This is a genomic window from Tardiphaga sp. vice154, from assembly GCF_007018645.1.
Lineage (GTDB): Bacteria > Pseudomonadota > Alphaproteobacteria > Rhizobiales > Xanthobacteraceae > Tardiphaga.
The window spans coordinates 5,301,577-5,320,123 of the sequence record NZ_CP041399.1 but is presented as its reverse complement, the minus strand read 5'-3'; the positions used below and the strand labels follow the sequence as shown (position 1 = coordinate 5,320,123).

The window sequence follows — 18,547 nt, the reverse complement described above, 5'->3', positions numbered from 1 at the left end:
TGATCGAAGCGTGCGGCTCTGGATTGCGCCTAGCCAGCGCCAGATAGTATGCACGAATGGGGCCAGTGCCCGGCATCTTTTCGAGATGCTGGCGCGGCTTTTGCTCGGTGAATGGATTGGAAATCGGGAAGATGGCGTGGTGCTGCTTCCCGCGGAGCTCTTGATGGCGAATTCACGTTCCAGCCGAATGGCAGCCGAGGCCCGGCCGGTTTCATCGGGGATCAGCGACGGGCTGTTCTGGGGCTCGTTGTTTCTCGATCTCGATCGCCGCGGCCCGTTTCTGCAACTGCAGATCCGGCAGATGATCTATGCGGCGATCGAGGACGGCCGGCTGTCGCTGGGCGTGCGGATGCCGTCGAGCCGCGAACTGGCGGCCCTGCTGCAGGTGTCGCGCAACACCGTGGTCATTGCCTACGAGCAGTTGGTCGATCAGAACTTTCTGGTGTCGCGCGAACGCTCGGGCTATTTCGTCGCCGGCCTGCCGAAGCATATGGCAACGGCCGCTTCGATCAGGCCTGCGGCGATCGAACTGGACGCCGCGCGCTGGAGCGATCGCTACGCGGTTCGCCCCTCGACCCATCGCAACATCGTCAAGCCGCTGAACTGGCAGGACTACCCGTACCCGTTCATCTTTGGCCAGTTCGATCCCAGCCTGTTCCCGACCAATGACTGGCGCGAAAGCGCGCGTGCGGCGCTCAGCGTTCCGGAGATCAACAACTGGGCGCGCGACACCATCGACGAGGACGATCCCGCGCTGATCGAGCAGCTCCGGCTGCAGGTGCTGCCGCGCCGCGGCATCCGCGCCCGGCCGGACGAAATCATGATGACGATCGGCGCGCAGCATGCGCTGTATCTGATCGCGACCTTGTTCACCAAGCCTGAAACCCGCGTCGGCCTCGAGGATCCCGGCTATCCCGACGCGCGCAACATCTTCGGCATGCTGACCGGCAACATCGTTCCGTTGCAGGTCGATGAGCACGGCCTGGTACCCGACGCCGAATTCGCGGGCTGTGATCTTGCTTATGTCACCGCCGGCCACCAGTGCCCGACGACGGTCCCGATGTCCTATGCGCGCCGGCTCGACCTGCTGAAAAAGGCGCAGGATCACGACGTCCTGCTGGTCGAGGACGATTACGAGAGCGAACTGATCGCGGAAAGAAGCGTGCTGCCACCGCTGATGAGCCTCGATCGCCATGACCGCGTGCTCTATGTCGGCAGCTTCTCCAAATTGCTCGCGCCCGGCTTGCGGCTTGGGTATGTCGTGGCGCCTGCGCCCGTGATCCGCGAATTGCGCGCGCTGCGCCGCCTGATGCTGCGGCATCCGCCGCTCAACAATCAGCGCGTCGTGGCGCTGTTCATCGGCCTCGGCCATTACCGCTCGCATCTCGCGCGGGTTTCGCGCGTGCTGCTGGAGCGCGCCCGCGTCATCGACCGGCTGTTGCCGAAACATCTGGCCGGCTGCGGCTGGCTTCGCGGCGCCGGCAGCACCAGCTACTGGGTAACCTGTCCGCCGGGAGTCGATGCCGCCCAGCTCGCCGAACTGGCGCGCCACGAAGGCGTGGTGATCGAGCCCGGCGACGTGTTCTCGATGGTCGAGGGCGCGCAGCGGCGCTGCTTCCGGCTCGGCTTTTCCTCGATCCGCACCGACCGCATCGAGCCCGGTCTTGAGCGCCTCGGCCGGCTGATCGCGAAAATGTCGTGACTACAACAGCTCGCTGATGCCCTTGGCGGCGCTCACCAAAGCGATCACGCCGAGGCTGACGATAGAGACGCGGCGGTGCATCGCGTCATTGCTGCGAATGAAAGCGAGGTGGCCGATCCTTGTGCCGATCCACATCACCGGCAGGCCAAGCAGCGACAGGGCGAAGGTCTGGACCGTGATCAGGCCGATGGCGAGTCCCGAAATCATCGCGGCGACCGAGGTCAGCAGGAAGAACACCATCAGCGAGGCGCGCACGGTGGCGCGCTGGACCGGTGCCGACATGTAATATGCCACCGCCGGCGGGCCCGGCATCGCGGCAAGACCGTTGAAGAGGCCGGCGACAAAGCCGGTGATCGCCGTCACCGCCCGGCCGGGCATCGCCGGCAGGGCAAAGCCGCGGCCGAGCGCCAGCACCGCGAGCAGCGTGATCGCGCTGATGACCAGCCGCGCCACCGGGGCGGGCACCTGGCTCAGCACCAGCGCGCCGATCGGCGAGCCGAGAGCCGCGCCCAGCATCATCCAGCGCAGCGACGGCCAGTGGCAGGTTTTTGTCGCGTGGCGGAAATCGAGCAGGCTGCCCATCAGTTGCAGCCCGATGGCGATCGGCACCGCCTGCGTCGGCGACATGAACATGCCGAGCAGCGGCACCGCCGCCAGCGCGAAGCCAAAGCCCGTGAAACCGCGCAGGATAGCCGAGAAAAACACCGCGGCGACCGACAGAGCGATCAGGCGCGGGGTCAGCAATGGGCCCAGCGTACCGAGCGAAAGCAGCAAATCAGTCATGCCGGACCATGCCGGTTTTTGCCGGACAAGCGAAGGGGCCACTCGCGGCCTTTGATCGGGCCAGATCGGTCTGGCCGGATGGCGCGCCGCAACTGGCCCTAATCGCGCGGCGAGCAGGCTGGCATCGTGAGTCCCGTCGTCGCCGTGGCGATGGCCAGCGTTGAGATGAAAGAGCATTGCCATGTCCGATCTGCAGAGCCGGCGCGAAGCGCTGCTCGTCCGCCTGTTCGAAGCCTTCAACAAGCACGACGCTCCGGGTGTCATGGAATGCATGACCGACGACGTGGTGTTCGACACCGCCGCAGGTCCCGAAATGTTCGGCCGTCGCATCACGGGCACCGCGGACGTCCAGGCGGCGTTCGAGGCGGTGTGGGGCGCGATGCCCGATGTCAGCTGGACCTGCACGGCGCATTCGGTGTTCGGCGACCGCGGCCTGTCGGAATGGATCTTTCGCGGGACCGCCGCCAATGGCACCCGCATCGAGGCCGAAGGCTGCGATCTCTTCACCTTCAGCGGCGACAAGCTCTCGCGCAAGAGCGCCTTCCGCAAGGATCGGCCGGTGCTGCCCTCTGAGGTAGCGACGCCATGACCTCGCAGGCGCCGTACGATCCGCATTACGATCCGCTGGTCTCCGCCAGCCCCGGCCGCAACCGGCGATACGCGCCGACCTACTGGGTCGACACCGCCGGTACGCCGCCGGAGGATGACGGTCCGGTCAGCGGCGACATCGACGCCGACGTCGCGATTATCGGTTCCGGCTATACGGGTCTGGCCTGCGCGATCTTCCTGGCGCGCGAGTTCGGCATCAAGGCCGTTGTGCTGGAAGCCAACGGCGTCGCCTGGGGCTGCAGCACGCGCAATGGCGGGCAGGGCCAGAACGCCGCCGGCCGGCTGTCGCGCTCGCAATGGATCGAACGCTGGGGCCGCGATATCGCGCTCAAGCTGCACGCCGAGGTGCAGGACGGTTTCGAGACGTTCGAAGAGCTGATTGCCTCCGGCAACATCGACTGCGAGCCGCAGCGCGGCGGGCATCTGCATATCGCGCACCGCCAGCGCGCGCTCGATCATCTCGCGGCGGAATCTCGCGTCCAGAACGAGGTGTTCGGCTACAAGACGCACATGCTGTCGGCCGAAGACGTGCGCCGCGATTATCTCAACGAGGCCGAAGCCGTCGGCGCGCTGCACGAGCCGCTCGGCACCGGCGTACATGCCGCCAGGCTTGCGTTCGGCTATCAACGCATGGCGCGCGAACTCGGCGCCAAAGTGCATCCCGGCAGTCCGGTGCTGGAGATCATGACGAACGGCGGCATCCACTCGCTGCGCACGCCGGGCGGTACCGTGCGCGCCCGCGCCGTCGGCATCGCCACCGGAGCCTATACGGCGGGTGGCCTGACGCCGGCCTTGCGCGGTCGCTGCATGCCGATCCTGTCGAATTCGATCGTGACGCGGCCGTTGACCCCGGCCGAACTCGACGTCACCGGCTTTCGCACCACCCAGGTCATCACCGACACCCGCACGCTGCGCTATTACTATCGCTTGCTGCCGGACAACCGCGTCCAGATCGGCAGCCGCAGCGCCATCACCGGCGCCGACGCCGCGCATCCGCGCCACCTGCAACTGCTGATCGATGGTCTGCACCGCAAGTTTCCGGCCCTGACCGGAATCGAGATCGATTATTCCTGGTGGGGCTGGGTCGATGTCAGCCACGACATGATGCCGCGCATTTTCCGCCCGGACCCGAAGCAGACGCTGTTCTATGCGCTCGGCTACGGCGGCAACGGCGTGTCCTATTCGGCGCAGGCCGGCCGTCGCATGGCGCAGATGATCGGCGGCCAGCGCTTCGCGGCGCAGGACCTGCCGATCTTCACCTCGCCGCTGCCGCCGCACCCGTTCACGTCGTTCCGCCGCATCGGCCAGCGCATGCTGTACCGCCTCTACCAGATGCGCGACGAGGCGGCGTGATTTCGGAGGCCCTCAACATCCGAGGACGGCCGCGGTCGCATTGATCAGGCGCCGCGGGTCTGCGCGCCGTTGGTCAGGAATGGCGCGATGGCGTCGAGGAACGCCTCCGGCGCCTGCAGGGGCGGCACGTGGGCGCAGCCTTTCAGCACGTGCAGGCGCGCGTCGGGCAGCAGGGCGCTCAGTTCTTCGGACATCGGCGGTGGGGTCGCTTCGTCCTGATCGCCGACCATCACCAGGACAGGCACGGTCACTTTCGCAAGCTCCGGTCGCAGGTCGAGCCCCGCCAGTGAAAGGCAGGCCGCGTGGAAGACATCGACGTCGGTGCGCAGGAACGCCGCCTCGCGTTCGCGCATCAGATCGGGGTGCGCCTCCTGATATTCCGGGGCGAACAGCCGGCGCATCGCCACCGGTGTGATCGCGGCCAGTCCCTTACCGCGCGCCGCTGCCGCCATGTTGCGAAATGCCTCGCGGCCGGGTTCCGAGAACGCCGCGCCGCAATCCGCCAGTACGAGTTGTTTGGCGATGCCCGGATGGCGAATCGCCATCTGCAGCGCGACGAAGCCGCCATAGCCATTGCCGAGCACGATCGCGTACTCGCCCGCCGTCGCCTCGCGCAAGAAGGCGGCCATGCGATCGGCGACCGCGGCAAGGCCGCCGTCGACGGCGCGTGACGCGCCGAATCCCGGCAGCTCCGGCACGATCACGCGAAACGACTTCGCGAGCTCGGGCACGATGCGCTCGAAACTGCCGCGGTCGGCCAGCAGCGAATGAAACAGCACCAGCGGCGGACCATTGCCGGCAATGCTGGCGTTCACGGTCCCGTCGGCAAAAAGCTGGTCCATCGAAAATCTCCTCGTTGCTGCCCGCCATTGATACGGCATTTCACGGACAGTTCAAGCTCAGTACGGGTTGACGTGATATTTTACGTGTGTCAGGTTTGACGAACAAAATCGGAAAAAACGATGCTTTTGCGGGATAATATCTACGATCTGCTGCGCGATGATATCCTGACCTGCCGCTTTGCGCCGGGTGATGATATGCGGGAGCAGGACCTCGCCGAGCGTTATGCCGTCAGCCGTCAGCCGGTCCGCGAGGCCTTGCTGCGGCTGGAGCGCGAGCATCTGGTGACGGTGCAGCCGCGACAGGGCTACCGGGTGAACCCGATTTCGCTGGCCGATGCGCGCGACCTTCTGCGCTTCCGGCTGGCGCTGGAGCCCGCCTGCGTCGCCGAGGCGATCGAACACGCGCCCGCCGCGGTGCTGACGGCGCTGGATGAATTCCGCACCTTCGTTGGTGATCGCCAGGAGTTCATCACCTACAACCGCGCCTTCCACACCGCCCTGGCCTATGCGTCCGGCAACCGCCGCATGGCGGTGGCGGCGTGCGACCTGATCGGGCAGGCCGACCGACTGGTCCGCGTCAGCCTCGCCAACGTCAAAGGCCACGATCCCGCGCAGCTCGTGACCGAACATGCCGACCTGATCGACGCGATGCAGCGTCGCGATGGCCGCGCCGCCGCCCGCATCATCCGGGCCCACATCCAGAAGACCGAGAAACGCGTCCTGCCAGCCTTGGCCAGGAACGCCGTCATTATCTAGGAGACATCCCCATGAATATTCCCGCCAATCCGACCGCGCTCAAGGTCGAGACGCACAGCAACTTCGTCGATGGCCGACAGATCGAAGCCGGCGACGGCACGCTGCTCGACGTCCACAACCCCGCCACCGGCGAAGTGATCGCGCAGATTCCGAACTCGACCTCCGCCGATATCGACCGCGCCATGAAGAGCGCGCGCGCCGCCTTCGAGAGCAAGGAATGGGGCGGCATGGATATCCGCAGCCGCGCGCGGCTGGTGAACAAGCTGGCCGACGCGTTCGAGGCGAATCTCGATACGTTGTATCGATTGGAGACCCTGAACAACGGTCGTCCGCTCAACGAGACGCGCGCCCAGCTCGGCCGGCTGCCGGACTTCTTCCGCTACTTCGCCGGCCTCGCGCTGTCGCGCCGCGATTCGGTTATTCCGGTTGAGGGCGATTATCTGAATTACACCTTGCGCACGCCGATCGGCGTCGTCGCCAACTGCACGCCGTTCAATCATCCCCTCATGATCATGTGCAAGTCGCTGGCCGCCGTGCTGGCGTCGGGCTGCACCACCGTGGTGAAGCCGTCGGAATATACCCCGCTGACCACGCTGAAGCTGGCGCAGATCTTTACCGAAGCCGGCCTGCCCAATGGCGTGTTCAATGTCGTGCTCGGCCTCGGCCAGAACGCCGGCAAGATGCTGGCGGAGCATCCCGACATCAACAAGCTGGTGCTGACCGGCGGCACCGAGGCCGGCCGCATCGCCGGCAGCGCCGCCGCCAAAGTGTTCGCGCACCAGACCATGGAGCTCGGCGGCAAGACGCCGGTGATGGTGTTCGACGATTTCAATATCGACCAGGCCGTCAATTATGCGGCGTTCGGTGCCTTCATTGGCGCCGGTCAGACCTGCGTCTGCGCCTCCCGGCACATCGTGCAGGATACGATCTACGACGAGTTCGTCGAGAAGCTACTGCGCAAGACGGAGTCGATCCGGATCGGCGACCCGTTCGATCCGGCGACGCAGCTCGGTCCGGTGATTTCCGCCAAGCAGCGCGACCGTGTGCTGATGTATTCGCGGTTCGGCCATGAAGACGGCGCGCGTCTCGTCACCGGCGGCATTGCCGCCGAAGTGCCGGGCCATGCCGGCGGTTTCTTCGTCAAGCCGACGGTGTTTGCCGATGTGCGCGCCGACATGCGGATCTTCCAGGAGGAAGTGTTCGGACCGTTCACCTCGGTGACGCCGTTCAAGGACGAGGCCGACGCGCTGCGGCTGGCCAATGACTCGCCGTTCGGCCTGGCGGCGGCGATTCGCACCAATAATGTCGGCCGCGCCCACCGCGTCGCCGCGGGCGTCCGCGCCGGCATCGTCTGGGTCAACGACCACCACCGGCTCGATCCGGCATCGCCCTGGGGCGGCGTCGATGACAGCGGCATCGGCAGCGAATTCGGCACAGAGAGCTTCGAGACGCACTTCAACACCAAGAGTGTCATGGTGGCCACGGCCGAGAAGGATTTCGACTGGTACCGCGACACGGCGGGCCAGAAGCGCCTGAACTAACAGATCGAAACGGGCGGCTGCCAAAGTCCACAGAGACGCAGCCGTCCGGCGCACCCCATCAACATAGGAAACGCCCATGCCGACTTCAGTCAACGCCGGAGGCCGCCTCGATCGGCTTCCGATCGGACCATTCCACTACCGCATCATGACCCTGATCGGCATTGGCATGTTCTTCGACGGCTTCGATATCTATCTCGCCGGTACTGTGCTCGGCGTGACCTTGAAGACCGGATTTTCCACGCTCGGCGAGAACGCGATCTTCATCTCGATGACCTTCGTCGGCATGATGGTGGGATCGTTCGGCACCGGCTTCGTCGGCGACCGCTTCGGCCGCCGCTTCAGCTACCAGTTCAACCTGCTGCTGTTCGGCGTCGCCTCGCTGGCCGCCGCATTCGCTCCGAATATGACCATCCTGATTATCTGCCGCTTCTTCATGGGTATCGGCCTCGGTGCCGAAAACGTGGTCGGCTATTCCACCATGACCGAATTCGTACCCGCCAAGTCGCGCGGCAAGTGGCTCGGGCTGATGGCGGTATGCGTGGTCACGGGCCTGCCCGTCGCACTGCTGGTGGCGTCCTTCGTCGTGCCGCAGTTCGGCTGGCGAGCGATGTTCGTGCTCGGCGGCATCGGCGCGCTGGTCGTCTGGTACTTGCGCAAGAACCTGCCGGAATCGCCACGCTGGCTGGAAGCCGTCGGCCGCAAGGAGGAGGCGGAAGCCTTGATGCAGACCATTGAGCGCGAGGCGTCGCAGGGCCAGCCGCTGCCGACCCCCGCGCTGGCGCCGGCGGTGGCCCCGTCCAGCAATATTTCGACGCTGTTCACCCAGCCACTGCTGAGCCGGATGATCGTGGGCTCGATCTGCTTGATCACCATCAACACGCTGCTCTACGGTTTCGTCACCTGGCTGCCGGTGTTCTTCATCAAACAGGGGCTGAGCGTCGCTACTTCGTTCAGCTATGCCTTGCTGATGGCCTTGGGCGCCCCGGTCGGTTCCGCCATCGGCGCGCTGACCGCGGATCGCTGGGGCCGCAAGCCGACGATCATCGGCTCGTCGCTGATCGCTGTGGTGCTGGGCATCATCTATCCGATGATCTCGGATCCGATTATGCTGCCGGCCGTCGGCTTCCTGCTGACGATCCCGATTTACGTGCTGGTGGCGCTATTGTTCGGCATCTACATCCCCGAACTGTTCCCGACCGAAGTGCGGCTGCGGGCCTCGGGCATTGTCAATACGCTGGGTCGCGGCGCTACCATCGTCACGCCTTTCCTGGTGGTGATGCTGTTCGAGGCGCGCGGCGTCGCCGGCGTGATGTCGCTGATGATCGGGCTGTTGATCGTACAGATCATCGCCGTGGCAGGCTTCGGGATCGAGACGCGGCACCGCCGGCTGGAAGAGCTGAAAAGCGAGGACGCCGCCCCCGTCGCGCTGAAGCAGACGTCCTGATCCAAGCAATGGCGTGAAAGAAAGGACCGGCGAATGGCACTGCCTTCGCCGGTTCTTTTATTTACGGCTGGATCAAGGCCTTCGCTGAGCGATTCTGATGGCGCGGCCGCACACAAGCCCCCGAATGGCTTGACTTTGTCCGACACATTGCCGTGATGCGCAACATCCCTGCGGAGATGTTCTGATGACCCTCGACACCCTGTTTGACGCCGCGGCGAAGCCGCAGGCTCAGTCCACCGAAAGCCTGACGATCCGGCGGCCCGACGACTGGCACATCCATCTGCGCGACGGCGCCATGCTGCGCGCAGTGCTGCCGTTCACCACGGCGCAATTCGCCCGCGGCATCGTGATGCCGAACCTGGTGCCGCCGGTGACCACCGTGGCGATGGCATCGGAGTATCGCGACCGCATCCTCGCGGCGCGCGGGGAGGGCTGCGACTTCCAGCCGATGATGACGTGTTACCTCACCGACCAGACTTCGGCCGACGAGATCGAGAAGGGCCATGCCGAAGGCGTCTGGCTCGCCGCGAAGCTTTATCCCGCAGGCGCCACCACCAATTCGGCGCATGGCGTCCGTGACCTCAAAGCGATCCAAAAGGTGTTGGAGCGGATGGAGAAGATCGGCATGCCGGTGCTGATCCACGGCGAGGCGACCGATCCCGCGGTCGATATCTTCGACCGCGAATCGGTGTTCATGGAGCAGGTGCTGCTGCCGTTCCTGAAAGATTATCAGGGGCTCAAGGTGGTGATCGAGCACGTCACCACGCAGGAGACGGTGGAGATCGTCAAGGCGCACGCGCCGCGCGTCGCCGGCACCGTCACGCCGCACCACCTGATGATCAACCGTACCACGCTGTTCCAGGGCGGGCTGCGGCCGCATCTGTATTGCCTGCCGGTCGCCAAGCGCGAGCACCATCGCCTCGCGCTGCGCCGCGCGGTGACCTCGGGCGCGACCTGCTTCTTCGCCGGCACCGACACCGCGCCGCATACCGCGAGCAACAAGGAGGCGAGCTGCTGCTCGGCCGGCGTATTCGCCGGCGCCACCGCGCTGCAGACCTATGCCCAGGTATTCGACGAGGAAAACGCCCTGCAGCATCTGGAGGCCTTCACTTCGCTGAATGGCGCGCGCTTCCATGGGCTGAAGCCGAATGAGGGCACCATCGAACTGCTGCGCAAGCCGAGCGCCATGCCGGCGGCGGTGGCCGTGGACGACGACGAGATCGTCGTGTTCCGCGGCAACGAGATGCTGCCGTGGTCGCTGGGCGAAGTACGCCGTTAATTCTGTTTCAGGAATCAGAGTAAAAGCAGCGACGCTCTAATACCTCTCCGACCAGGGAGAGGTCGACCGGCGAAGCGCAGCGAAGCCGGTCGGGTGAGGGGCCAACTTTCGATCGAGGGGGCTCTGCCCCCTCACCCGCCATTCGCTGCGCGAATGACGACCTCTCCCCGGCGGGGAGAGGTAAGAGGCGCCGGCGTGTTCCGCGGAACTACTTCTTCACCTTGCTGGCGTCCATCTTGATGGAAGGGTCGAGCAGCTTGGTGTTGAACGCGTTATCGACCGCAAACGGCTTTTCCATGCCGAGATAGGTCTGCACCAGTTCGTAGTCCTTTTGCATGCGCCCGGCGTCGATCCAGCCGAGGCTCTTGGTGGTGGTGAAATCGTCGGTCATCAGGAATTTGATGCGCTCCCACTGCTTCTGCTGGTTCTCCTTGTCGAGGCCCGAGGCGGCCGCGAGCAGCGCCTGCAGGCAGGGATCGACATCGGCGACGCAAGCGGCGAACGCCTTCTGCGTGACGCGGATGAAATCTTCCGACAGCTTGGGGTTTTTGGCGAGGAACGCGCCGTTTACGATCACCGAATTGCCGTAGGGATTGAGCCCGATATCCTTCCAGTTGATGTAGCCGAGGTCGTCGCCGAACTCTTTCACCTTCTGGTCGTGCTCGTTGTAAAAGTCGCTGATGATGTCGACCGCGTGGCTCTTCAGCGAAGCGATCTTGGCGGTCGGGCCGATATTGACGAAGCTTACCGCATCCGGCGCGATGCCGGCGGCCTTGGCAAAGGCCGGCCACATTACGCGCGAGGCGTCGCCCGGCGGATTGCCGATCTTGTGGTTCGGGAAAGTCTTCGGGCCGTCGACGCCATAGCTCTTCAGCCAGTAGAACGTCTGCCCGGTGTTGGCATAGACGCTCATCAGCGCGACCACGTCGGCGCCCTTGCTCTTGGCCACCAGCATGGTCGCGAGGTCGGCTATGCCGAACGCCGAGCCGCCGGAGCCGACCTTCACTGCGGACACGCCGGAGCCCTTGCCGACCTCGATGTTGAGGTCGATGCCAGCCTTCTCGTACCAGCCCTGCGCCTTGGCGTAGTAGTACGGCGCGTGGTCGGCGGTCGGCGTCCAGTTCAGGATCAGGTTGACGGATTCTCCGGCGGAGGCAGAAACAGCCGGCGCAAGCAGCGCCAGAGCCAGGCCGAAGGTTCGAAGGCGCTTCATGGCAACTCTCCTTGGTTGGGCAATGAGATGATTGTCGTGCAATGCTTGCCGCCAATCCCGCGGGCGTCTACCAATGCAACAGAGGACGCCGTCAATTGTCAACTGTCTGGTTGGATATGCCGAAACAACGATCATCTGCCGTTGAACCGCGCAAGCGCGATCCGGTCGCCACCCGGCAGAAGCTGTTGGTCGCCGCCCGGCGCGAATTCGCGCAGAGCGGCTTGGCCGGCGCCCGTGTCGACGACATCGCGGCCCGCGCCGGCGTCAACAAGCAGCTGGTCTATCACTACTTCGGCGACAAGGACGCGCTGTACCTGGCCGTGCTGGAGTGGGTCTACGAGGAAATCCGCGCCCAGGAGCGCAAGCTGAATCTGGAGGGCCTGCCGCCGGAGAAGGCGATCCGGAAACTGATCGAGGCGTCGTTCGATCACCTCGCGGCGCATCCCGATTTCATCGTGTTGCTCAACGACGAGAACCGCGGCGGAGCGTCGCATGTCGCAGGTTCGCGCAAGCTGACGGCGATGCATTCGCCGCTGGTCGACATGGTGTCGAAGATCCTCGGCGAGGGCGTCAAGGCAGGGACCTTCCGCAAGGGGATCAACCCGGTGCAGCTCTACATCTCGATCGCCGGATTGAGCTATTTCTTCTTTTCCAACACGCCTACGCTGTCGGCGATCTTCGGCAAGGACCTGACCAGCAAGGCGTCGAAAAGCGCCCGCCGCAGGCACGTCGTCGACCTCGTGATGCACGCGCTTCGGTCGTGATGGTATGTGCAGAGTCTGATTGACGCCGCCCCGAACACCGTTGTCGTCACCCAGCTTGACCGGGTGACCCTGTACACGCCGGCCAGCGTATAATGGATCGCCCGGTTAAGCCGGGCGATGACAGCGGTGATCGTCGTGACAAACCAAAGCTTCCCAAGCGCCGCCTCCAAAATAATCAACCATATGGTTGAAACCCGCCGGCGATCCCGCTAGGCTTCCCGGATCCGCCGCGGCACCCGTGGCGCGAAACGGCACAAGGAGCACGCGGTGTCCAGCGGCGGAATGCGGACGGCTCGGTCGTTGGCGGTCATCGTGATCGTCCATCTCGCCGTGATCGTGCTGTGGCAGGTCCTGGTCGATGCCTTCCAGGTACCGAAGTTCGTGCTGCCGTCGCCGCTGGCGGTGATCAAGACGCTCGGCCAGTCGAACTATTCCTGGCTTTCCAACACGTTGGTCACGGCCGCAGAAATCGCCGGCGGCTTCGCCCTCGGCGCACTGGTCGGCGTCGGCATGGCGGTATTGTTCTGCTGGTCGCCGCTTCTCAGCCTCGCGCTACTGCCGCTGTTCGTCACGCTTAACATGATTCCGAAAGTGGCGCTGGGGCCACTGTTCATTGTCTGGTTCAGCTACGGCATCTTCCCCAACATCCTCATTGCCTTCAGTATCTGCTTTTTTCCGATCCTGCTGACCACCGCGCGTGGCCTCAACGAGGTCGAACCCGACCTGCTCGATCTCGTCAAATCTCTGCGCGGCTCGCGCTGGACGCTGTTCCGCAAGATCCAGTTGCCCGGCGCGCTGCCTTACGTGTTTTCCGGCATGAAGGTCGGCGCGGTGCTGGCGGTGGCCGGGGCCGTGGTCGGCGAGTTCATCGCCTCCGAACGCGGCCTCGGCTACCTGATGATCCAGGTGCAGGCCTCGCTCGATACGCCGGCAATGCTGATGGCGGTGGTGCTGCTGACGCTGCTTGGCGTCGCTCTCTACGGCCTGGTGCTCGGCTGCGAGCGGCTGTTCGTGGTGCGCGATGTCCGGCTACAACAATAATAGGAAGACGACATGCTGCTGACCCGCGACACGCTGCCCGACACCATCCCCGATCTCGAAGCGCTCGATGATCTGTTGTGCCGGCCGAGCCAGGCGCTGATCGACGATCTCGCCGGCCTCGACGGCGACATCATGATTTTGGGCGTCGCCGGCAAGATGGGGCCGACGCTGGCCGGGCTTGCCAAGGCCGCACAGCCGGACCGTCGTGTGATCGGCGTCGCGCGCTTCAGCGATCCCGAGGCGAAAGCCTGGCTCGAGGCGCGCGGTATCGAAACCATCAGTTGCGACCTGCTCGACGAGGACGCGATCGCGACCTTGCCCAAGTCCCCCAACATTATCTTCATGGCCGGCCGCAAGTTCGGCGCGGAAGGCGACCTCTCGCTGACCTGGGCGATGAACGCCTACGTCCCGGCCATGATCGCGCAGGCGTTTCCGAACAGCCGCATCGTCGCGTTCTCCACCGGCTGCGTCTATCCCTTCGTCCCAGTGACGGGCAAGGGCGCCGATGAAAGCCTGCAGCCCGATCCGCCCGGCGAATATGCGCAATCCTGCGTCGGCCGCGAACGGATGTTCGAGTATTTTTCGCGCAAGTTCGAGACGCCGGGCCGGCTGTTCCGGCTGAACTATGCGATCGACATGCGCTACGGCGTCCTGCACGACATCGCGATGAAGATCGTGCAGGGCAAGCCGATCGATGTCAGCCTCGGCCACGTCAATTTCATCTGGCAGGGCGACGCGGCCGCGCAGGCGCTGCGTTGTCTCGCGCATTGCGACGCGCCGACCACCCCGATCAATGTCAGCGGCCATGAGATTCTCACGGTGCGCGACCTCGCCACCCGGATTGGCGCGCGCCTGGGTCGTGCCCCGATCATCACCGGCAGCGAGCAGCCGACCGCCTGGCTCACCGACGTCTCGCTTGCGACAAGCCTGTTCGGCCTGCCGATCGTCGATGTCGACCAGATGATCGCCTGGACTTGCGACTGGGTAGCGAGGTCGATGCCAAGTCATGGCAAGCCGACCAAATACGAGGTCCGCGATGGCCGCTACTGACAGCGTTGCGATCGTCCACCTGCAGCCCGGCGATGCGGCGGCGGCATTGGCGTTGTCGACCGAGGCTCAATGGAATCAGAACGAGGCCGACTGGCGCTTCTTCCTGGCGAGCGGCATCGTGTTCGGCATCGTCGAGCGCGACGTCGGCCTGATCGCCACTGCAGCCCTTCTGCCCTATGCGCAGGGAAATGCGTGGATCAGCATGGTGCTGGTCACCGCAAGCCGTCAGCGCCGGGGGCTTGCCACCCGCCTGGTCGATGCCTGCATCGAGGAGGCGACGCGGCAGAGCCGCACCGCTTGGCTCGACGCAACGCCGGCGGGCGCGGCCGTCTACGGCGGGCTGGGTTTCACGCCGACGGGCAGGATGCTGCGGATGCGCCATGCTGCGGCTATGGCGACGAAAGTGCCGCTGCTAGCGGGAGACTTCGAGGAATTGGTGGCGCGTGATGGGCGGGCAACGGGTTTTGACCGCCGCGCAATGTTGCAGGAATTGTGTGGACGTGACGGCTCGCGCCTCGTCGCGCAGGGCGGCGCCATCGCGCTGATCCGCGACGGCCGCAGCGCGCGCCACGTCGGCCCGCTCCTGGCCGATGACGCCGCTTCCGCCGCGCGGCTGCTGGCGGCGATCGTGCAATCGGAGAATGTCGCGCTGCTGACCGACGTCAATGGCGACGACCACGGCTTCATCGACAACCTGACCGCGTCCGGCTGGAGCGCCGAACGTCCGTTCCAGCGCATGCGGTTCGTCCGCAGCAACGTCACAGCATCAGCGCCGGCCTTCGCCGGCGCCGGCCCGGAATATGGATAGCGCCATGCATCACAGCGAGATGAAGTCCGACGTCCGCGGCCTGATCGCCGAAGGCACGGTGATCCCCGCCCATCCGCTGGCGCTCGATGCGACGCGACAGCTCGACGTCTCGCATCAACGCGCGCTGACGCGCTATTACATCGACGCCGGCGCGGGCGGCCTCGCGGTCGGCGTCCACACCACGCAATTCGCCATCCGCGAGGTCGGGCTGTATCGGCCGGTGCTCGAGCTCGCCGCCGAAACCGCTGCGGCCTGGACGAACAACCCGCTGGCGCTGGTCGCCGGTCTGGCCGGTCCCACGGCGCAGGCCGTGGCGGAAGCGCAGACCGCGCGTGGCATCGGCTATCATGCCGGCCTGCTCAGTCTGGCCGCGATGAAATCCGCTTCGGAGGACGACATTATCGCGCATTGCGAGGCCGTCGCTCGCGAAATCCCGCTGATCGGTTTCTACCTGCAGCCCGCCGTCGGCGGGTTGCTGTTGAGCTCCGACTTCTGGCGCCGCTTTGCCGCGATAGATAATGTCATCGCCATCAAGATGGCGCCGTTTAACCGCTACCGCACGCTCGACGTGCTGCGCGGCGTGCTGGCGGCCGGCGCGCTCGATCGCGTCACGCTCTACACCGGCAATGACGACCACATCCTGCTCGATCTCACGCTGCCGTTCGACCTGCGCGACCAGGGCGTCACCACCCGCGTCAACATCCGCGGCGGGCTGCTCGGCCACTGGTCGGTGTGGACCGCCAGCGCGGTGATGCAGTTCAAACGCTGCCAGGCGGCGCGCGGGGGCGATCACCTGCCGGCGGATCTGCTGGCGCTCGATGCCCGCGTCACCGACTGCAACAGCGCCTTCTTCGACGTCGCCAACAATTTTCACGGCTGCATCGCCGGTTGCCACGAGATCCTGCGTCGGCAGGGCCTGCTGCAGGGCATCTGGTGCCTCGATCCGGCCGAGGGTCTCAGCCCCTGCCAGATGCAGGAGATCGATCGCGTCTGCCGCGAACATGCCGACCTCAGCGACGACGACTTCGTCGCGACCAACCTGTCGAAGTGGTTGTCGTGATGGCCGAGCGCGAGCCCTTCATCCGCCTGCGTAACGTGCGCAAGGTCTACCGTTCGCAGGGCAAGGAATTCCTCGCGGTATCCGACGTCACGATGGACGTTGCCGAGGGCGAACTGGTTTCGCTGGTCGGCCCGTCCGGTTGCGGCAAGACCACGGTGCTGAAAATCCTCGCCGGCCTGCACAGCGCCGATGGCGGCACCATCGAGATTGGCAATGCGACCACGCCGTTCGATCCCGGCCGCGACATCGGCATGGTGTTCCAGCAGGCGCTGCTGCTGAAATGGCGCACCATCCTGGACAACGTTCTGCTGCCTGCCGAAATCGTCGGCCTGCCGATGAAGGCCGCCCGCGCCCGCGCCCGCGACCTGCTCAACATGGTCGGCCTGGCCGGGCATGAGGACAAATACCCGCAGCAGCTTTCCGGCGGCATGCAGCAGCGCACCGCGATCGCCCGCGCCTTCATCCATGATCCCAAGCTGATTCTGATGGACGAACCGTTCGGCGCGCTCGATGCTTTGACGCGCGAGCAGATGAACCTCGAAATGCTGCGGATCTGGCGCGAGAGCGGCAAGACCATCCTGTTCGTCACCCACAGCATCCAGGAAGCGGTGTTCCTCGCTTCGCATTGCGCCGTGCTGACCGCGGGGCCGGCGCGTATGGCGGAGTATTTCCCGATCGACCTGCCGGCGGAGCGCACGCTGGACATCAAGACCACCGACGCGTTCGGCGTCTATGCCCGCCGCATCTATGCCGGGCTGGGGATGAGTTCCGGACACTGACCTCTCCTCGTCATTGCGAGGAGCTTTTGCGACGAAGCAATCCAGTTCTTGTTGAATTCGCTGCTTTCTGGATTGCCGCTTCGCTTCGCTCCTCGCAATGACGAAGGATAGGGCGGGGCCAACCATTCGGGTTCCCCAACTTCCTGCCCTACCGAGAAGCGGCGCGCGTTCCTATATCCCGGCCATGCCCAAATCCTCTCTCGTCACCATCGCGCCGCGCCGTCCCCAGCCCATCTTCGTCTGCAAGAAATGCCTCGGCCGCATCGACGACGGCAAGGCGTTGCGGCGCGGGCTGAAATCCGAGGCCAAAAGGCTGGCGCAGGAGCGCGGCGAAAAGCCGGCGCGGGTGGTGTTGACGTCGTGCCTCGGAATCTGCCCGAAGCGCGCGGTTGTGGTCGCTAGTGCCGCGACGTTGCAGCGGGGGGAGTACCTGCTGTTGGCGGATGGCGATTCAGCCGCTAAGGCTGCCCCGATCCTGATGCCGGAAGCCGGCGCGCAGGGCGGCAAATAGGGGCTTGTCCGTGGACGCACATTCCGACCCCACCGCGCTCGACAAACTGCGCTCGCGGATCCAGGCGCTGCGCGCCAAGACCATCGACAATGGCTGCACCGAGGACGAGGCGCTGTCGGCCGCCGCCAAGGTCGCCGAGCTGCTCGACCGCTACGACCTGTCGCTGACCGATGTCGAGATTCGTGCGGCCGCCTGCGAGCGGCGCAGCTTCGAGACCTATCGCAAGAAGCGCATCCCGCTCGACGACTGCATCGGCGCCATCGCCAAATTCTGCGATTGCCGGGTATGGCGCGAAAAAAACGAGTCCGGCGAGAGCCGCTACGTGTTCTTCGGCCTGCGCGCCGACATCGAGGTCGCGCATTATCTGACCGAACTGGTCGACACCGCCGTGCGTACCGAGACCGGTCGCTTCAAGACCTCGCGCGAGTACCAGAAGTTCCGTCACAACGAGCGGCATCTGGCCAATTCGTCATTCTCGCTGGGCATGGTGGCGTCGATCGCCGACAAGCTGATGGCCATGAAGGCCGAACGCGACCATGTCGGCGAGACCACGGGTCGGGCGCTGGTGATGGTCAAGGCCTCGGTGGTCGAGGCCGAATTCGCCAAGCTCGACATGAACCTGAAGACGTCGCGCGGCGGTCGCCGCATGGTGTCGATGACCGCCTATGAAGCCGGCGGCGTGGCCGGCGCCTCGCTGGCGATCCATCCGGGCATCGGGGCGGGGAAATCCCGGAACTAGCGCTTACCGCACCGCCGAAGTGCCGGACGTCGTCACCATCACCGGCTTGCCGGCCTTGATGACCTTGGCGGTCTGGGTGGCGCCGTCCTGGTTGCCGCTGCGGGCGGCGACGCCGAACCCGGCGAGGGCGATACCGGCCACAACGGCCATCGCCACGATCTTCAGATGCGTGGAGCGGTCTGCACTGTGAAGCGAGTGGTTCATGGCGGCCTCCTGCCGTCTTCGCGGCGTCTATGGATGGATTCATAGAATTCGCCGGTTTCCGGCCGATGG

At 65.2% G+C, this 18,547-nt stretch carries 19 protein-coding genes; 15 read left to right on the top strand and 4 right to left on the bottom strand.

The window, feature by feature from the left end; all coding sequences use genetic code 11:
• Window positions 1–187: 187 nt before the first annotated feature.
• On the top strand, window positions 188–1,702 hold the full coding sequence (pdxR, locus tag FIU28_RS24960) for a MocR-like pyridoxine biosynthesis transcription factor PdxR (RefSeq protein ID WP_441351659.1): 1,515 nt from the start codon (window positions 188–190) through the stop codon (window positions 1,700–1,702).
• Here the strand turns inward: pdxR and FIU28_RS24955 are convergent, their stop codons facing one another.
• On the bottom strand, window positions 1,703–2,485 hold the full coding sequence (locus FIU28_RS24955; RefSeq protein ID WP_143575768.1) for a sulfite exporter TauE/SafE family protein: 783 nt from the start codon (window positions 2,483–2,485) through the stop codon (window positions 1,703–1,705).
• A gap of 181 nt (window positions 2,486–2,666) precedes the next feature.
• Here FIU28_RS24955 and FIU28_RS24950 point away from each other — a divergent pair, with 181 nt between their 5' ends.
• Both FIU28_RS24950 and FIU28_RS24945 read left to right on the top strand, forming a co-directional pair.
• Window positions 2,667–3,074 (top strand): nuclear transport factor 2 family protein, encoded by a 408-nt coding sequence (locus tag FIU28_RS24950; protein ID WP_143575767.1) that lies wholly within the window; start codon window positions 2,667–2,669, stop codon window positions 3,072–3,074.
• Window positions 3,071–4,447 carry an NAD(P)/FAD-dependent oxidoreductase gene (locus FIU28_RS24945; protein ID WP_143575766.1) on the top strand — a complete coding sequence of 459 codons (1,377 nt, stop codon included), beginning with the start codon at window positions 3,071–3,073 and terminating at the stop codon, window positions 4,445–4,447. Before FIU28_RS24950 ends, FIU28_RS24945 begins: the two co-directional genes overlap by 4 nt.
• Before the next feature lie 44 nt (window positions 4,448–4,491).
• On the opposite strand, the gene FIU28_RS24940 is transcribed toward FIU28_RS24945, so the two are convergent.
• On the bottom strand, window positions 4,492–5,289 hold the full coding sequence (locus FIU28_RS24940; RefSeq protein WP_143575765.1) for an alpha/beta fold hydrolase: 798 nt from the start codon (window positions 5,287–5,289) through the stop codon (window positions 4,492–4,494).
• A gap of 120 nt (window positions 5,290–5,409) precedes the next feature.
• Between FIU28_RS24940 and FIU28_RS24935 the strand changes: the two genes are divergently transcribed.
• From FIU28_RS24935 to pyrC, 4 genes are all read left to right on the top strand, one after another.
• Window positions 5,410–6,045, top strand: coding sequence for a GntR family transcriptional regulator (locus FIU28_RS24935; RefSeq protein WP_143575764.1), 636 nt, complete (start codon window positions 5,410–5,412; stop codon window positions 6,043–6,045).
• A gap of 11 nt (window positions 6,046–6,056) precedes the next feature.
• Window positions 6,057–7,586 (top strand): aldehyde dehydrogenase, encoded by a 1,530-nt coding sequence (locus tag FIU28_RS24930; RefSeq protein WP_143575763.1) that lies wholly within the window; start codon window positions 6,057–6,059, stop codon window positions 7,584–7,586.
• Window positions 7,587–7,662: 76 nt separating this feature from the next.
• Entirely contained in the window at window positions 7,663–9,030 is a 1,368-nt protein-coding gene (locus tag FIU28_RS24925) for an MFS transporter (RefSeq protein WP_143575762.1), read from the top strand.
• A gap of 184 nt (window positions 9,031–9,214) precedes the next feature.
• Entirely contained in the window at window positions 9,215–10,309 is a 1,095-nt protein-coding gene (gene pyrC / locus FIU28_RS24920) for a dihydroorotase (protein ID WP_143575761.1), read from the top strand.
• A 208-nt stretch (window positions 10,310–10,517) separates the two neighbouring features.
• On the opposite strand, the gene FIU28_RS24915 is transcribed toward pyrC, so the two are convergent.
• Entirely contained in the window at window positions 10,518–11,522 is a 1,005-nt protein-coding gene (locus FIU28_RS24915; RefSeq protein ID WP_143575760.1) for an ABC transporter substrate-binding protein, read from the bottom strand.
• 116 nt (window positions 11,523–11,638) lie between these two features.
• On the opposite strand from FIU28_RS24915, the gene FIU28_RS24910 reads away from it, so the two are divergent.
• The 8 genes from FIU28_RS24910 to FIU28_RS24875 all read left to right on the top strand — a co-directional run bounded on the left by FIU28_RS24910 (window position 11,639) and on the right by FIU28_RS24875 (window position 18,274).
• A complete protein-coding gene (locus FIU28_RS24910; protein WP_143575759.1) occupies window positions 11,639–12,286 on the top strand; it encodes a TetR family transcriptional regulator in 648 nt (215 codons plus the stop codon).
• 282 nt (window positions 12,287–12,568) lie between these two features.
• A complete protein-coding gene (locus tag FIU28_RS24905) occupies window positions 12,569–13,327 on the top strand; it encodes an ABC transporter permease (protein WP_143576395.1) in 759 nt (252 codons plus the stop codon).
• Between the two features lie 12 nt (window positions 13,328–13,339).
• Window positions 13,340–14,377 (top strand): NAD-dependent epimerase/dehydratase family protein, encoded by a 1,038-nt coding sequence (locus tag FIU28_RS24900; RefSeq protein ID WP_143575758.1) that lies wholly within the window; start codon window positions 13,340–13,342, stop codon window positions 14,375–14,377.
• Window positions 14,364–15,185, top strand: coding sequence for a GNAT family N-acetyltransferase (locus FIU28_RS24895; RefSeq protein WP_143575757.1), 822 nt, complete (start codon window positions 14,364–14,366; stop codon window positions 15,183–15,185). Before FIU28_RS24900 ends, FIU28_RS24895 begins: the two co-directional genes overlap by 14 nt.
• A gap of 4 nt (window positions 15,186–15,189) precedes the next feature.
• Window positions 15,190–16,245 carry a dihydrodipicolinate synthase family protein gene (locus FIU28_RS24890; RefSeq protein WP_143575756.1) on the top strand — a complete coding sequence of 352 codons (1,056 nt, stop codon included), beginning with the start codon at window positions 15,190–15,192 and terminating at the stop codon, window positions 16,243–16,245.
• Complete coding sequence (locus tag FIU28_RS24885; protein WP_143575755.1) at window positions 16,245–17,024, top strand: ABC transporter ATP-binding protein; 780 nt, start codon at window positions 16,245–16,247, stop codon at window positions 17,022–17,024. Before FIU28_RS24890 ends, FIU28_RS24885 begins: the two co-directional genes overlap by 1 nt.
• Before the next feature lie 184 nt (window positions 17,025–17,208).
• Window positions 17,209–17,535 (top strand): (2Fe-2S) ferredoxin domain-containing protein, encoded by a 327-nt coding sequence (locus tag FIU28_RS24880; protein WP_143575754.1) that lies wholly within the window; start codon window positions 17,209–17,211, stop codon window positions 17,533–17,535.
• Window positions 17,536–17,545: 10 nt separating this feature from the next.
• The gene (locus FIU28_RS24875; protein ID WP_143575753.1) at window positions 17,546–18,274 is read left to right on the top strand and encodes a DUF2786 domain-containing protein; all 729 of its coding nucleotides are present in this window, start codon (window positions 17,546–17,548) and stop codon (window positions 18,272–18,274) included.
• A 3-nt stretch (window positions 18,275–18,277) separates the two neighbouring features.
• Here the strand turns inward: FIU28_RS24875 and FIU28_RS24870 are convergent, their stop codons facing one another.
• Window positions 18,278–18,478 carry a hypothetical protein gene (locus tag FIU28_RS24870; RefSeq protein WP_143575752.1) on the bottom strand — a complete coding sequence of 67 codons (201 nt, stop codon included), beginning with the start codon at window positions 18,476–18,478 and terminating at the stop codon, window positions 18,278–18,280.
• Between the last annotated feature and the right edge of the window lie 69 nt (window positions 18,479–18,547).

Coding starts and splice junctions, on each gene's coding strand:
- FIU28_RS24900 (WP_143575758.1), top strand. CDS start 13,340: ATGCTGCTGACCCGCGACACGCTGCCCGACACCATCCCCGATCTCGAA.
- FIU28_RS24880 (WP_143575754.1), top strand. CDS start 17,209: ATGCCCAAATCCTCTCTCGTCACCATCGCGCCGCGCCGTCCCCAGCCC.
- FIU28_RS24935 (WP_143575764.1), top strand. CDS start 5,410: ATGCTTTTGCGGGATAATATCTACGATCTGCTGCGCGATGATATCCTG.
- FIU28_RS24890 (WP_143575756.1), top strand. CDS start 15,190: ATGCATCACAGCGAGATGAAGTCCGACGTCCGCGGCCTGATCGCCGAA.
- FIU28_RS24915 (WP_143575760.1), bottom strand. CDS start 11,522: ATGAAGCGCCTTCGAACCTTCGGCCTGGCTCTGGCGCTGCTTGCGCCG.
- FIU28_RS24910 (WP_143575759.1), top strand. CDS start 11,639: ATGCCGAAACAACGATCATCTGCCGTTGAACCGCGCAAGCGCGATCCG.
- FIU28_RS24940 (WP_143575765.1), bottom strand. CDS start 5,289: ATGGACCAGCTTTTTGCCGACGGGACCGTGAACGCCAGCATTGCCGGC.
- FIU28_RS24870 (WP_143575752.1), bottom strand. CDS start 18,478: ATGAACCACTCGCTTCACAGTGCAGACCGCTCCACGCATCTGAAGATC.
- FIU28_RS24905 (WP_143576395.1), top strand. CDS start 12,569: ATGCGGACGGCTCGGTCGTTGGCGGTCATCGTGATCGTCCATCTCGCC.
- FIU28_RS24950 (WP_143575767.1), top strand. CDS start 2,667: ATGTCCGATCTGCAGAGCCGGCGCGAAGCGCTGCTCGTCCGCCTGTTC.
- FIU28_RS24885 (WP_143575755.1), top strand. CDS start 16,245: ATGGCCGAGCGCGAGCCCTTCATCCGCCTGCGTAACGTGCGCAAGGTC.
- FIU28_RS24945 (WP_143575766.1), top strand. CDS start 3,071: ATGACCTCGCAGGCGCCGTACGATCCGCATTACGATCCGCTGGTCTCC.
- FIU28_RS24955 (WP_143575768.1), bottom strand. CDS start 2,485: ATGACTGATTTGCTGCTTTCGCTCGGTACGCTGGGCCCATTGCTGACC.
- FIU28_RS24930 (WP_143575763.1), top strand. CDS start 6,057: ATGAATATTCCCGCCAATCCGACCGCGCTCAAGGTCGAGACGCACAGC.
- pdxR (WP_441351659.1), top strand. CDS start 188: ATGGCAGCCGAGGCCCGGCCGGTTTCATCGGGGATCAGCGACGGGCTG.
- pyrC (WP_143575761.1), top strand. CDS start 9,215: ATGACCCTCGACACCCTGTTTGACGCCGCGGCGAAGCCGCAGGCTCAG.
- FIU28_RS24895 (WP_143575757.1), top strand. CDS start 14,364: ATGGCCGCTACTGACAGCGTTGCGATCGTCCACCTGCAGCCCGGCGAT.
- FIU28_RS24925 (WP_143575762.1), top strand. CDS start 7,663: ATGCCGACTTCAGTCAACGCCGGAGGCCGCCTCGATCGGCTTCCGATC.